We start from the raw sequence: 13,449 nt of genomic DNA, 5'->3' as shown, positions 1-13,449 counted from the left end.
ACCCAATACTTCGATCAAGAGGAAGTGACCCAAGCACCATGACCGCAGCAGTAGAAACCCCCTCCGCGCAGTCGGCGGGTTCCGCCGATGGGCGGGTTGTCCGCATCATCGGCCCCGTGGTCGACGTGGAGTTCCCGCGGGGCTCGATCCCCGAACTGTTCAACGCCCTGCACGCCGAGGTCACTCTCTCCTCGGTCGCCAAGACCCTGACCCTCGAGGTCGCTCAGCACCTCGGTGACAACCTGGTGCGCACCATCTCGATGCAGCCCACCGACGGCCTGGTCCGCGGCGCGTCCGTCTCCGACACCGGCAAGTCGATCGTCGTGCCGGTCGGCGACGTCGTGAAGGGCCACGTCTTCAACGCCCTCGGCGACTGCCTCGACAGCCCCGGCCTGGGTCGCGACGGCGAGCAGTGGAGCATCCACCGCAAGCCGCCGGCCTTCGACGAGCTCGAGGGCAAGACCGAGATCCTCGAGACCGGCATCAAGGTCATCGACCTGCTGACCCCGTACGTGAAGGGCGGCAAGATCGGTCTGTTCGGTGGTGCGGGCGTCGGCAAGACCGTCCTCATCCAGGAGATGATCACGCGTATCGCGCGTGAGTTCTCCGGCACCTCGGTGTTCGCCGGCGTCGGTGAGCGCACCCGTGAGGGCACCGACCTCCACCTCGAGATGGAGGAGATGGGCGTTCTCCAGGACACCGCCTTGGTGTTCGGCCAGATGGACGAGCCGCCGGGCACGCGTATGCGCGTGGCTCTGTCGGCGCTGACCATGGCGGAGTACTTCCGCGATGTGAAGCACCAGGACGTGCTGCTGTTCATCGACAACATCTTCCGCTTCACGCAGGCGGGCTCGGAGGTCTCGACCCTCCTCGGCCGTATGCCGTCCGCGGTGGGTTACCAGCCGACCCTGGCCGACGAGATGGGCGAGCTCCAGGAGCGCATCACCTCGACCAAGGGCCGCTCGATCACCTCGCTGCAGGCGATCTACGTCCCCGCCGACGACTACACCGACCCGGCTCCGGCGACCACCTTCGCGCACCTCGATGCGACCACCGAGCTCTCGCGTCCGATCTCGCAGCTGGGTATCTACCCCGCTGTGGACCCGCTGACGTCGACCTCGCGCATCCTCGAGGCCTCGATCGTGGGCGACGAGCACTTCCGCGTCGCCAACGAGGTGAAGCGAATCCTGCAGAAGTACAAGGAGCTGCAGGACATCATCGCCATCCTCGGTATGGACGAGCTCTCCGAAGAGGACAAGGTCACGGTGCAGCGTGCTCGCCGTATCCAGAAGTTCCTCGGCCAGAACTTCCTGGTCGCCGAGAAGTTCACCGGTCAGAAGGGCTCGGTCGTCCCGCTCGCGGACACCATCGAGGCATTCGACCGTGTCGCCAAGGGCGAGTTCGACCACCTGCCCGAGCAGGCGTTCAACAGCTGCGGTGGACTCGACGACGTGGAGGCCGCCGCCGCCAAGATCGCCGGAAAGTAGCGGTAATCCATGGCTGAGAAGTCCTTCCACGTGGAGGTTGTCTCCGCGGATTCGAGCCTGTACTCGGGCGAGGCCACGTTCCTGATCGCGCAGACGACCGTCGGCGAGCTGGGAGTCCTGGCCAATCACGAGCCGCTGCTGGGCCAACTGGTCCCGGGTGGCTACGTGGTGATCGTCGAAGAGAACGGCAATCGCCGCGCGGCGGCGGTCGAGGGCGGATTCCTGTCCGTCACCGGCGAGACCGTCACGGTGCTGGCGGAGTCGGCCGACTGGGCCGACGACGTCGACATCAATGCGGAGAAGACCGCGCTCGAGCGGGCTGAGGCGGATTCGCCGGAGTACCACCGTGCTCACGCGCGTCTGACTGCGGCACAGCAGCTTTCGAAGTAACACCCCGCATTCGCGGCGGTCATCTCGGCCGGTCATCGGATTTCCATCCGGTGGCCGGCCGAGGTCGTTTCGCGTCGGGTGTGGGCGATCTGGCATGCTGTGTTCCACAGCCCCTGTCTCGCAAGTCGTGTCACGGCGTCGGTCCTCCTCGTTGGAAATCCGACGGTCGTCCGGACATACGCGGAGACTGCACGAAGGAGTAGGTGATGTCGCTGCCGGTCGTCTTGCTCAGTGTGCTGCTGGCGGTCGCCGTCATCGTGTGCGTGTTGCTCGCGGTCCGCCTGGCGCAGCTCAGGCGCGTCGGCACCCCCATCCTGTTGCGCACCATCCCGGCGGAGGTCGACCACGGCTGGCGTCACGGGACGGCGCATTACAGCGATGACTCGCTGCGCTACTACCGCCTGGCGTCCCTGCGTCCCGGACCGAACGTCACCCTTGTCCGGCAGGGCATCGAGATCACCGGCCGACGCCGCCCGGAGGGGACGGAGACCGAGATCCTCGAGGGCATGCTGATTCTGCAGGTGAAGCCCTCCGGCAAGAACCCGATCACCGGTAAGGGCAAGGACGGCTACGAGCTCGCGATGGGCCCGGGTGCGGTCACCGCGTTCCAGTCGTGGCTGGAGTCTCGGCAGTCCGCGCGTTCAGAACGGCGCAAGAGCGCCTGATCCCGCCGGTCGGAGCGGGATTTCCCGTTCCGGGCTATCAGTTCTCCGGAGTGGCTGGTCGTGCTCGGTTGCCGCCCGGAACCCACTTCACGTCGCCGAGTGTGCCGTCGGGTGCCCGATTGGCCACCCGCGACAGGATGAACAGCAGGTCGGACAGCCGGTTGAGGTATCTCGCCGGCAGGACGCTCGTGTCGTCGGGGTGGGCGGTCACCGCGGCCCACGCCGAACGCTCCGCGCGGCGGGTCACCGTCCGCGCCTGGTGGAGCAGGGCCGCCAGCGGTGTTCCGCCGGGCAGGATGAACGAGTCCAGGGGCGGTAGGTCGGCGCCGAAGTCGTCACACCAGCCCTCGAGGGCGTCGATGTACTCCTGGGCGATGCGCAGCGGCGGGTATTCGGGGTCGTCGACGATCGGGGTGGACAGGTCGGCACCGGCGTCGAACAGGTCGTTCTGCACCGTGGCCAGCACGGCGGCGATGTCCTCGGGTACGTCGCCGCCGAGGGCCAGTGCCATGCCGATCGCGGCGTTGGCCTCGTCGCAGTCGGCGTAGGCGACCACGCGCGGATCGGTCTTGGGGACGCGCGAGAAGTCACTCAGACCGGTCGAACCGTCGTCGCCGGTGCGGGTGTAGATCCTCGTCAGATGAACGGCCATGCGTTGAATGTACTGCGTGCGATGAGCGCCGGGGGGCGGCGGATAAGGTGGCAGGCGTGAGCGATCGGTTTCTGGTGTCGGGCGGGGCACGTTTGTCCGGTGAGGTGTCTGTCGGTGGCGCCAAGAACAGCGTGCTGAAGCTGATGGCGGCAGCGTTGCTGGCCGAGGGCACGACGGTGCTGACCAACGCGCCGGAGATCGCAGACGTCCCGCTGATGGCCGATGTCGTACGTGGTCTGGGTGCCGTCGTGGAGATGGACGGCGACACCGTGACGATCACGGCCCCCGCCGAACCGAAGTTCCATGCGGACTTCGCCGCCGTCCGTCAGTTCCGCGCCTCGGTGTGTGTTCTCGGACCGCTGATGGCCCGGTGTCATCGAGCGGTGGTGGCGTTGCCGGGTGGTGACGCGATCGGTTCGCGACCCCTGGACATGCATCAGGCGGGCCTGCGTGCTCTCGGAGCGACGAGCTCGATCGAGCACGGCTGCGTGGTGGCCGAAGCCGACGCCCTCGTCGGTGCTCCCATCGCGCTCGAGTTCCCCTCCGTCGGGGCCACCGAGAACATCCTGATGGCTGCCGTCCTGGCCGAGGGCCAGACGACGATCGACAACGCGGCCCGCGAACCGGAGATCGTCGACCTCTGCGTGATGCTGCAGCAGATGGGTGCCCAGATCGAGGGCGCCGGCACGTCGACGCTGACGGTGAACGGCGTCGACCGGCTGCATCCGACGACCCACCGGGTGGTGGGGGACCGCATCGTCGGTGCGACCTGGGGTATCGCTGCCGCGATGACGCGCGGTGACGTCACGGTTCGCGGTGTGCAGCCCGAACACCTGCAGCTGGTCCTCAACAAGCTGGTCGACACCGGTGCCCGCGTGGACACCTTCAGCGACGGCTTCCGGGTGCGCCACGACAGCCGGCCGGTCGCGGTGAACGTCTCGACGCTGCCGTTCCCCGGTTTCCCGACCGATCTGCAGCCGATGGCGATCGGACTCGCCGCCATCTCCGAGGGCATGTCCGTCATCACCGAGAACGTCTTCGAGGCCCGTTTCCGCTTCGTCGAGGAGATGGTGCGCCTGGGCGCGGACGCCCGCACCGACGGCCACCACGCCGTCATCCGCGGTATCGAGCGACTCTCGAGCGCACCGGTCTGGTGTTCGGACATCCGTGCCGGCGCCGGCCTCGTGCTCGCCGGCCTCGTCGCCGACGGCGTCACCGAGGTGCACGACGTCGAACACATCGATCGCGGCTACCCGCATTTCGTCGAGATCCTCCGCAGCCTCGGCGGCGAGATCGAGCGCGTCACCGACTGACATGTCGGCCCCACCTGTCCGATCGGACAGGTGGTACCCCCGTCCTGATGGACCGACCCTGCCCGCCGAGGGTCAGGACCCCTTGTGGGCGTTGTGATCTGAGCGACATTCTCGTTGTGACAGACCCAACCGTCACAAGGAGTTCACCCCATGGCCATTGAGCTGAACCAGATCTGGGATTTCCCGATCAAGGAGTTCCACCCGTTCCCGAAGGCGAAGCTGGGTGTCGGTGCGCACGACATGCTCGGTGTCGAGGCCAAGGAACTGGGCATCACGCGTGCCCTGCTGATGACCACCGGCCTCCGCGGTTCGGGCATCATCGAGGAATTGATCGGCAAGATCGAGTACCAGGGCGTCGACGTGGTGCTCTACGACCAGGTGGAGTCCAATCCCAAGGACTACAACGTCATGGATGCCGCGGCGCTGTACCAGTCGGAGAAGTGCGACGGCATCATCTCGGTGGGCGGCGGGTCGAGCCACGACGCCGCCAAGGGCGCCCGGATGGTGATCGCCCACGACGGCCGCAACATCAACGAGTTCGAGGGCTTCTCCAAGGCCACCAACAAGGAGAACCCGAAGCACATCGCGGTCTCCACCACCGCGGGCACCGGCTCGGAGACCTCCTGGGCCTACGTCATCACCGACACCTCGGACATGAACAATCCGCACAAGTGGGTGGCGTTCGACGACACCTGTCTTGTGGACCTCGCGATGGACGATCCGCTGCTCTACTACTCGTGCCCCGAGCACTTCACCGCCTTCTGCGGCTTCGACGTGCTCGCCCACGCCAGCGAGCCGTACGTCTCGCGCCTGGACTTCGCCCCGTCGCTCGGCAACGCCAAGTACTCGATCGAGCTCATCCGCGATCACCTCCGCACCGCGGTCTACGACCCGCGTAACCTCGCGGCCCGTACCGGCATGATGTACGCCCAGTACATCTCCGCGCAGGCATTCAACTCGGGTGGTCTCGGGCTGGTGCACAGCCTGTCCCATGCGGTGAGCGCCTTCTACGACAGCCACCACGGACTCAACAACGCCATCGCGCTGCCGCGCGTGTGGGAGTACAACCTGCCGTCCCGCTTCGAGCGCTACGCGGAGATCGCCGCGTTGCTCGGCGTCGACACCTCCACGATGACCACCGTCCAGGCCGCCGACGCCGCGGTCGAGGAGGCCATCCGCCTCTCGAAGGACCTCGGCATCCCGGACAACTTCGGACAGCTGTCGACCAACAGCTACGAGAAGAACCGGATGAACACCGGTAAGTACGAGGGGCGCGGCGAGAGCATCGACACCTCCGAGAAGCAGATCCGCGCCATCGCCGAGCACATGATGGGCGACTGGTGCACCCCGGGCAACCCCCGGGAGAGCACCGTGGAATCGCTGATCCCCATGGTGACGCACGCCTTCACCGGCAGCTACTGATCACCCGGCCGGAACCCCGTGCCCGGGAGGGGAATCCCTCCCGGACGCGCGGGTTCCGCCCCAGTCCACCGCCCCGTCGACGGAAGGTCTGACGATCCGATGACGCACACCTCCACCGCCCTCGCCCGCCTCACGGATGCCGACGAGACCGCCCGCTTCGCCTCCGCAGAGGAACTGACCGCTGCGCTCGGGGAGCAGGGATACCTCATCGGACCGGAACTGGCGATCGTCGTGCACCTCGCCACGCTGCTGGACCGGCCGCTGCTTCTCGAGGGGCCGGCGGGTGTCGGCAAGACCGAACTGGCCAAGGCGCTGGCCGCGGCGTCGGGGCGTGAGCTCATCCGCCTGCAGTGTTACGAGGGGCTCGACGACTCGCGTGCCCTCTACGAGTGGGACTACGCCCGCCAACTGCTCCACGTGCAGATGCTGCGAGACCGCATCAGTATCGAATTGGCCTCGGAGGCAAGTCTTTCGGAGGCATCGGCGGCCCTGGCGCGTACCGAGGTGGGCGTGTACACCGAGGACTTCCTGGTGGCCCGGCCGCTGCTGGCCGCGATCACTTCGACCACCCCCACCGTGCTCCTCGTCGACGAGATCGACCGTACGGACGAGGCGATGGAGGCGGTCATGCTCGAGGTGCTCGCCGAACGCCAGGTGTCGGTACCCGAACTCGGGACGTTCACCGCACGGTCGTCGCCGTGGGTGATCCTGACCTCCAACGACACCCGTGAGCTCTCGCCGGCCCTCAAGCGCAGGTGCCTGCACTTCCAGGTCGGCTACCCCGACCCGGACACCGAGCGCGCCATCGTCGCGGTGCGGGCTCCCGACATCGAGGACGAGGTCATCGGCGAGGTCGTCGACCTCGCCCGGCGACTCCGCGATCTGCCGCTGCGCAAGAGTCCCTCGATCGCGGAGGTCATCGACGCTGCTCGTGCGGCGTCGTATCTCAGGACCACCGAACCGGCACGGAACGCCCGTCCCGGATCCGGTCCGGCCGACGCCGCGTTGCTCTCCGTGCTGGTCAAGTTCGGCACCGACCTCGACCTCGCCCGTCATGCGCTGTCGACGCCCCCCGCAGACACCGCCGCCGCGGAGGTCGGTGTCGACGGGTCGACGCCGTCAGGGTCGGTCACGGCCCGGGCGTTCGGGGCCGGGCGGGCCCGCAGTGCCGGGGTACGCGCGGGCCGATGACCGTGCGCACGCCGCCGACGGGGGCCGTCCGCGACGAGATCCTCGACCTGGTCGCGGTTCTGTTCGGGCAGGTCCTGCGCGGTGCAGGGATCGCCGCGTCGCCCGCGGAGGTGATCGAGGTGCGGCGGACACTGGCGATCGTCGGGGCCGCCGACCTCGCGGTGCTGCGGGCCGCGCTGCGCAGTGTCTCCGTCAAATACGGTTACGAGACAGCAGGTTTCGAGCACGCCTTCGACGTCTTCTTCCTGGGTGCCGACACGGGGCCCGACCGCGAGGAGGACCTGCCCCGCCCGCGGGGTGCCGCCGCGGACCTGCCCGACGACGTCGTCTGGGACGACGAGTTCGACGGGGCGGCCCGCCGAATCGGCGCCGACGAGCACACCGACGAGATCGGCGATCGGATGGCACCCAACCCCGATGCCGGCGAGCGACACGGGGAGAGCGCCCATCGCGAAGAGAACGACTTCACCGTGTCGGCCGGCGCCGAACAGCTCGGCGTCGACCCGGACAGCGGATCGGTCAGCGGCGGAGTGACGTACACGGTCGAGATCGACTCCGCCGATTCGGCGTCGGTCGGCGAGCTGACCGGCGCCGCCGCCCGGGTGGAGAGCACACCCCTGGGGGTGACCGGCGCCGCCGCGATCCTGGCGGCTCTCGACGCCTACGACCCCCGGGGAGCGTACGGAACGGAGGGGAACGCCGACCTCGACGACGCGCGTCGCATCGAGCTCGAACGTGCCCTGGCCGCGTTCGTCGACGTGTTCACCGCGCGCCTCGAGGCGGCCGGGCTCACCGAGGGCGACGCACCCGGTCGATCGGCCCCGGTGCGGACCGAACAAGCCGACATCGACCGTGCCTGCCACCGGCTCGTCCAGCGCATGCGCGGAGCACCGCGACGGGTGATCGGCCGCGGAGATCGCGGGACCCTCGACATCCGCGCCACGATGCGCGCGGCGGTCGCCACCGACGGGGTGCCGGCCGAACTGTGGCGTCGACGTCCGCGGCCCGGCCCCGTGCGGTTGCTGGTCCTGGTCGACGTCTCGTTGTCGGTCCGGCCGGTCACCGGGTTCATCCTGCGGCTCGCGCAGACGCTGCACCGTTTCGGCGACCGGTGCGAGGTCGTCGCCTTCGTCGACCGGCCGGTGCGCGTCACCGCCGCGCTCCGGGCGGCGTCCGCCGACGCCGCGCTGGCCGCTGTGCTCGCCGCCGACGGCCTCGACCTGGCCGCGACGAGCGACTACGGACGGATGTTCGCCGGACTACTCGGCGAGTTCGGCGACCTCGTCACTCCGCGTACCTCGGTGCTCGTCGTCGGCGACGCGCGCAGCAACGGATTCGACGCACGCACCGACCTGGTCGCCGAGATCGGCCGGCGCGCACACCGCCTCGCCTGGGTGACCCCCGAACCGTCGCGCTACTGGTCGCAGACGGGGTGCGCGATGGCCGACTACGCCGAACACTGCAGCGGTGTCGTCAGCGTCCGGGACGGGGCCGAGATGCTTGCGCGCTGTGATGAACTGGGTGCAGCGCTCAGGTGAGGTGGGTAGCGTCGAAAATGCCGGTGGCGCACGACGACATCATCGGCCCGCGGTGATCGGAGGTCAACGGATGCAGGGTGGCACGCGCCGACGCAGCCCCGGTCATGTCGCCAAGTTCCACGCCCCCGAGATCGTGCTCGGCCCGGGCGCATTCGGCGAGGTGCCGCTCGCCACGTCGGGCCTCGGGATGCGCCGCCCGCTGGTGGTGAGCGATCGCGGTCTCGAGGGCACCCGCTGGTACGCGCAGCTGATGTCGGGTCTGGCCGCGGCGGGGCTGGACGCCACCTCGTTCGTGGACGTGTCGCCCAACCCGCGTGCCGGCGAGGTCACCGCGGCGTTCCTGGCCTACAAGGCGCACGATGCGGACGGGCTCGTGGCGCTCGGCGGGGGATCGGTCATCGACGCGGCGAAGGGGGTCGCGGTGCTCGCCGCCAACGGCGGTCACATCCTGGAATACGAGGGAATCGATCGTGCCCGCCGGCCGTTGCCGCCGCTCGTCGCCGTGCCGACCACCGCCGGGAGCGGTGCCGACGTCTCGCAGTTCTGCATCATCAACGACGGCCAGCGCCGCACCAAGGTCACCATCATCGGCCGGTCGCTGGTGCCGGACCTGTCGGTGAGCGATCCGGAACTGCTCACCACGGTGCCGGCCGAGGTCACCGCACAGGTCGGGATGGACGTGCTGACCCACTGCGTCGAGGCCTACGTCTCGCTCGCGCACGGCCGGATGACGGATTCGCTTGCACTGGAATCGATCAGCGGTGTCTGGACGCATCTCGAGCGACTGGTCGACGACCCGCTCGACAAGGTCGCGGCGGAGGAGATGTCGCTGGCGTCGCTGCGGGCCGGGATGGCGTTCACCAACGCGATCCTCGGCGCGACCCATGCGATGAGCCACCCGGTCGGCGGGCATTGCGACGCCCCCCACGGTGCGATCAACGCGGTGCTGCTGCCGCATGTCATCCGCTACAACGCGGAGGTGTGCGCCGACGGATTCGTCGACCTGGCCGGGGCGATCGGCCTGTCCACCGACGGGAATGCGCGCATGGTCGCCGACCGTCTGGCCGATGCCGTGGCGGGCCTGGGTGCACGGGTCGGGATGCCGGAGTCCCTGGAGCCGTTGGGCGTTCGCCTCGGCGATCTCGATCGTCTCACCACGCACGCTCTCGCGGACTCGTGCATGACCACGAATCCGCGCCGTCCGCAGGCGGCGGGGATTCGTGACCTGTACGCGGCGGCACTGTGATGGTCGGCGCCGCGCGGGGGCCCGACCCCGAACGGGAGCCCGACCGGTCCGATCTCGACAGCCTCGTCGGTCTGCGCAGCGTCAAGGGCAGTCATTACGCGCAGTACCGCGGGGTAGAGGCCCGGCTGAGCCGGGTGGTCGGCGCTCTCGAACGGATCTCGCGGGCGCTGGTCCGCACCGCCGAAGGGCCCGAGGCGCTGGTCATCTCGGTGGTCGAGGCCGCGCGTGACCATCTGGGTGCGGAGTGGGTGGTGTTCGGGCTCGCCGACGGACGCCTGGAGCGATCCGCCCCGCGTCACCTGATCAGCTCCGGCAGCGGCAGGTTGTACGCCTTCGAGGGGTCGTCGACCGCCTCTCCGCCCGACGGGCTGCCCGACCAGGTGCTGAACCGGCTCAACGACATCCTGCGCGGCCACGAGCCGCTGTTGCACCGCCCGATCCTGTCCACCGACCACGTCCATGTCCCGGTCGAACTCGACGGCAGCGTCGTCGGCGGCCTGTCGGCGTGGACCCCGTCCGAGCGCGTCGTCGACCCGACGGACGTCGTGGTCCTGCGGATCCTGGCCAGCCAGGCGATCGTCGCCCTGCTCAACGCCGAGCTGTTCTCCGAAACACATCGGCACGCCGCGGAATTGGCCGAACGAAACGATGAGCTCGAGCGTGCCCAGCGTGAGTTGTCCGCCGCGATGCGCACCACCGTCCTCAACGAGGAGCGGTCGCGGATCGCGCGCGAGTTGCACGATTCGGTCACCCAGTCGGTGCTCTCGGCGGGCGTGCAGATCGAGCTGTGTCGCGACCTCGTCGACGGTGCGGCACTCGAACGGCTGCAGATGGCCGGCCGTCTCACGAAAGAAGCGGTCGAGCAGCTGCGGGCGTTCATCTACACGCTCAACAACGCCGCGAGCGTCCCGTCGCCGAGTGTCCGGGAGGTCTTGACCGAATTGTGCTCCCTACACATGCCGCCCGACCTGACCACCGCGGTCCGCATCCGGGGACGCTCCCGCGACCTGACCGGCGACGTCCAGCACGCGCTGCTCCGGATCGCGGGGGAAGCACTGTTCAACGCCGCGATCCATGCGCGGGCCGACGAGGTCACGGTGACCCTCACCTATGCGCCGGAGCAGGTGTCGCTGTCGGTCGACGACGACGGGGTCGGCGACCCCGAACATCTGCGGCGCGTCCTGCGGACCGCGTCGCTCGGCGACCTCGCCGCCGGCCGCCACCGCGGCCTGGCGAACATGGCCTCGCGGGCCGCCGAGCTCGACGGCGAGATCCGAATCCGCCGGTCACGGGCGGGTGGCATCCGAGTGACCGCGACCCTGCCGACGGGTGCGGGATCGCCATCCGCGTCCGATTCCGGAGCCACGACCAGGGAGTTGCCGTGAGCACCGACAAGACGAGCACCGGTAAGCAGGCCAGGCCCATCCGCACACTGCTGGTCGACGACCACGCCCTGCTCCGGGAGGGGATGCGCTCGCTCCTCGAACGCGAGGACGTCGTCGAGGTGGTCGGCGAAGCCGACTCGCACGACGCCGCGCTCGCGGAGGTCAATGCGTGCCGACCGGATGTGGTGGTCGTCGATCTCAAACTGTCCGCGGGTACCGAATACGAGGGACTGCGCGTGATCAAGGACATCGCACAGCGTCACCCGGAGGTCGCGGCGCTGGTGCTCACCACATTCCTCGACGACGACCTGGTGGTGCGGGCTGTTCGCGCCGGCGCGCGGGGATACGTCGTCAAGGATGTCGACACCACCGAACTGGTGCGCGCGATCCAGGCCGTCTCGACGGGTGGCAGTGCCTTCGATCCGCGCAGCGCGGCGGTGGTGTTGCGGACCGTCTCCGGGGAGGCCGAGACCACCGAAACCCTCAGCGACCGAGAACGTGAGGTCTTGCGACTGCTCGCCGATGGCATGTCCAACAAGCGGATCGGGGAAACGCTGTACATCTCCGAGTCGACGGTGAAGTTCCACATCCGCAACATCATCCGCAAGCTCGGGGTCACCAAGCGCACCGATGCGGTCTACACGGCGAGCAAACGGGGGCTCATCTGACCGGCGGGTCCGAGGGGGTGAGGACCAGCCAGCCGCCGTGGTCGACGAACACCTCGGCCCCGGAGTGGGCGACGCTGTTCGCCCAGCTGTGCAGATCTTTCTCGGTCAGCCGGAGACGGTGACCGAAGTGGGGGCTGGGCTCCTCTTCGAAGGGCACCGCGACGACCACCCGGCGCCTCGCCACCCGCAGCGCCTCGGACAGCGCTGCCTCCACACCGCGGGCGTCGAGATGCTCGAGCAGGTGGATGAGCGAGACCATGTCCACGGAATCGTCGTCAAAGGGGAGCGCGGTCGCGTCGCCGACCACGGCGTCGACGGGTACACCGAGTCGCCGCGACGCGCACGCGAGCAGCGACACCGCGCCCGGTGAGATGTCGCAGGCCGACACGTCGTACCCGTCCATCGCGCAGGCCAGCGCGAAGAATCCGAAGCAGGAGCCCACCTCGAGGATCGACGAACCGGTGGCGAGTGAGCGTGCGCGCCGGTGCACGGGAGCGAAGGCCGAAGCCCCGCAACGAAGTTCGCGGATCGAGTTGTCGTAGAACGCCGACCACGCGTCCGCCGAGGTGGCTGCGGAGGTCCGGATGATGCCCACCGCCGCGGATTCGAAGTTCTCCTGACCCGACAACACGCCGGCCTCCACCAGCGAGACCAGCCCGTCGACGACCACCGAGTCGGAGATCGTCTCCTCGTCGAAGGGATGAGCGATCTGGAGGACGCCGGCCACTCGACGCCACGACAGGAGCCCGCAGCGGGCGAACCCCCTGGGGACGAGCCCGGATCGGAGTACCCGAGGCACACGCCCGCGTACGGGTGATGGGTCGAGAAGCGCAGCCGGGAAGGTCGTCGACTGATCGATGGTCGTCATGGACCGACCGTAGAAACATCCTGACCTGCGCATAACTGTCCGAGCGGGGGTGAGTACCTGTCCGAACGGACGGTTTGCGGCGCACGTCACAGTGACCGGCCCGGCGAGAATCTGCACGCGACAGAGCGTTTCGGTGTCGCCCGGCAACCCGTGACCTGCGGCGATGTCCGACTCGGGGAAGCGTGACCAGGCGATTTGACCCTGACGATTCGGTTGCGTAACTTTCTTCAAGTCAGCGCGCCACGGCGCCGCCCCGGAAGACCTGAGAGGGTCCGGCCGGGGAGTGGAGACCGGGCTTTGCGCAGACCGCCCCCGAACTTCGAGTTCGAGACTTCGTGTCTTGGACGAGGTGTGCGGGGTTGCCAGATCCCCTGAGTTCGAAAAACTTCGGATTTGCGGACTGAGGATCGGGTCTGGTAGGCTGGAAGAGTTGCCCCGGAGACGGGGTTGACGCGGAAAGTCAGGACAAAGTCTGCTGGTGAAAGCCCTTGTGGGGGTGAGTATCTGGTGGGTGTGTGTTCTTTGAGAACTCGATAGTGTGATGATGAATTGTCTGATGCCATTTTGGCATCGTGCATTCTTTATGGATGTAGATGTTTATTGTGTGTGGCGCTCGGCCCCGTC

11 protein-coding genes and 1 pseudogene are annotated in these 13,449 nt (G+C 68.4%); 10 read left to right on the top strand and 2 right to left on the bottom strand.

The features are described from left to right. Positions 1-38: 38 nt before the first annotated feature. The 3 genes from atpD (at position 39) to NWF34_RS16135 (ending at position 2,542) form a co-directional block, all read left to right on the top strand. Positions 39-1,487: a F0F1 ATP synthase subunit beta gene (gene atpD / locus NWF34_RS16145; RefSeq protein ID WP_006437298.1), complete on the top strand. Its 1,449-nt coding sequence runs from the start codon at positions 39-41 to the stop codon at positions 1,485-1,487. A gap of 9 nt (positions 1,488-1,496) precedes the next feature. Further along, complete coding sequence (locus NWF34_RS16140; protein WP_024497344.1) at positions 1,497-1,877, top strand: F0F1 ATP synthase subunit epsilon; 381 nt, start codon at positions 1,497-1,499, stop codon at positions 1,875-1,877. Between the two features lie 206 nt (positions 1,878-2,083). Continuing rightward, positions 2,084-2,542: a DUF2550 domain-containing protein gene (locus NWF34_RS16135; protein ID WP_024497345.1), complete on the top strand. Its 459-nt coding sequence runs from the start codon at positions 2,084-2,086 to the stop codon at positions 2,540-2,542. Between the two features lie 37 nt (positions 2,543-2,579). Here the strand turns inward: NWF34_RS16135 and NWF34_RS16130 are convergent, their stop codons facing one another. Beyond that, a complete protein-coding gene (locus tag NWF34_RS16130; protein WP_024497346.1) occupies positions 2,580-3,194 on the bottom strand; it encodes a cob(I)yrinic acid a,c-diamide adenosyltransferase in 615 nt (204 codons plus the stop codon). A 56-nt stretch (positions 3,195-3,250) separates the two neighbouring features. On the opposite strand from NWF34_RS16130, the gene murA reads away from it, so the two are divergent. From murA to NWF34_RS16095, 7 genes and pseudogenes are all read left to right on the top strand, one after another. Then, positions 3,251-4,507: a UDP-N-acetylglucosamine 1-carboxyvinyltransferase gene (gene murA, locus NWF34_RS16125; protein WP_006437302.1), complete on the top strand. Its 1,257-nt coding sequence runs from the start codon at positions 3,251-3,253 to the stop codon at positions 4,505-4,507. 150 nt (positions 4,508-4,657) lie between these two features. Continuing rightward, entirely contained in the window at positions 4,658-5,929 is a 1,272-nt protein-coding gene (mdo, locus tag NWF34_RS16120) for an NDMA-dependent methanol dehydrogenase (RefSeq protein ID WP_024497347.1), read from the top strand. A gap of 99 nt (positions 5,930-6,028) precedes the next feature. Then, a complete protein-coding gene (locus tag NWF34_RS16115; RefSeq protein WP_024497348.1) occupies positions 6,029-7,120 on the top strand; it encodes a MoxR family ATPase in 1,092 nt (363 codons plus the stop codon). Then, positions 7,117-8,658 carry a VWA domain-containing protein gene (locus NWF34_RS16110; protein ID WP_024497349.1) on the top strand — a complete coding sequence of 514 codons (1,542 nt, stop codon included), beginning with the start codon at positions 7,117-7,119 and terminating at the stop codon, positions 8,656-8,658. Before NWF34_RS16115 ends, NWF34_RS16110 begins: the two co-directional genes overlap by 4 nt. A gap of 166 nt (positions 8,659-8,824) precedes the next feature. Continuing rightward, positions 8,825-9,904, top strand: a pseudogene (locus NWF34_RS16105) (iron-containing alcohol dehydrogenase); the annotation flags it as partial. After that, entirely contained in the window at positions 9,904-11,289 is a 1,386-nt protein-coding gene (locus NWF34_RS16100; RefSeq protein WP_024497351.1) for a GAF domain-containing sensor histidine kinase, read from the top strand. The pseudogene NWF34_RS16105 and the gene NWF34_RS16100, both read left to right, overlap by 1 nt. Further along, positions 11,286-11,957, top strand: coding sequence for a response regulator transcription factor (locus NWF34_RS16095; protein ID WP_024497352.1), 672 nt, complete (start codon positions 11,286-11,288; stop codon positions 11,955-11,957). The genes NWF34_RS16100 and NWF34_RS16095 overlap by 4 nt, the downstream gene beginning before the upstream one ends. On the opposite strand, the gene mftM is transcribed toward NWF34_RS16095, so the two are convergent. After that, a complete protein-coding gene (gene mftM, locus NWF34_RS16090; RefSeq protein WP_024497353.1) occupies positions 11,950-12,825 on the bottom strand; it encodes a mycofactocin oligosaccharide methyltransferase MftM in 876 nt (291 codons plus the stop codon). The two genes, NWF34_RS16095 and mftM, sit on opposite strands and share 8 nt — an antisense overlap. Positions 12,826-13,449: the final 624 nt, after the last annotated feature.

The organism is Gordonia sp. GONU, from assembly GCF_024733855.1.
In the GTDB taxonomy this organism is placed as follows: domain Bacteria; phylum Actinomycetota; class Actinomycetes; order Mycobacteriales; family Mycobacteriaceae; genus Gordonia; species Gordonia amicalis.
This window is presented reverse-complemented; position numbering and strand designations above follow the sequence as displayed.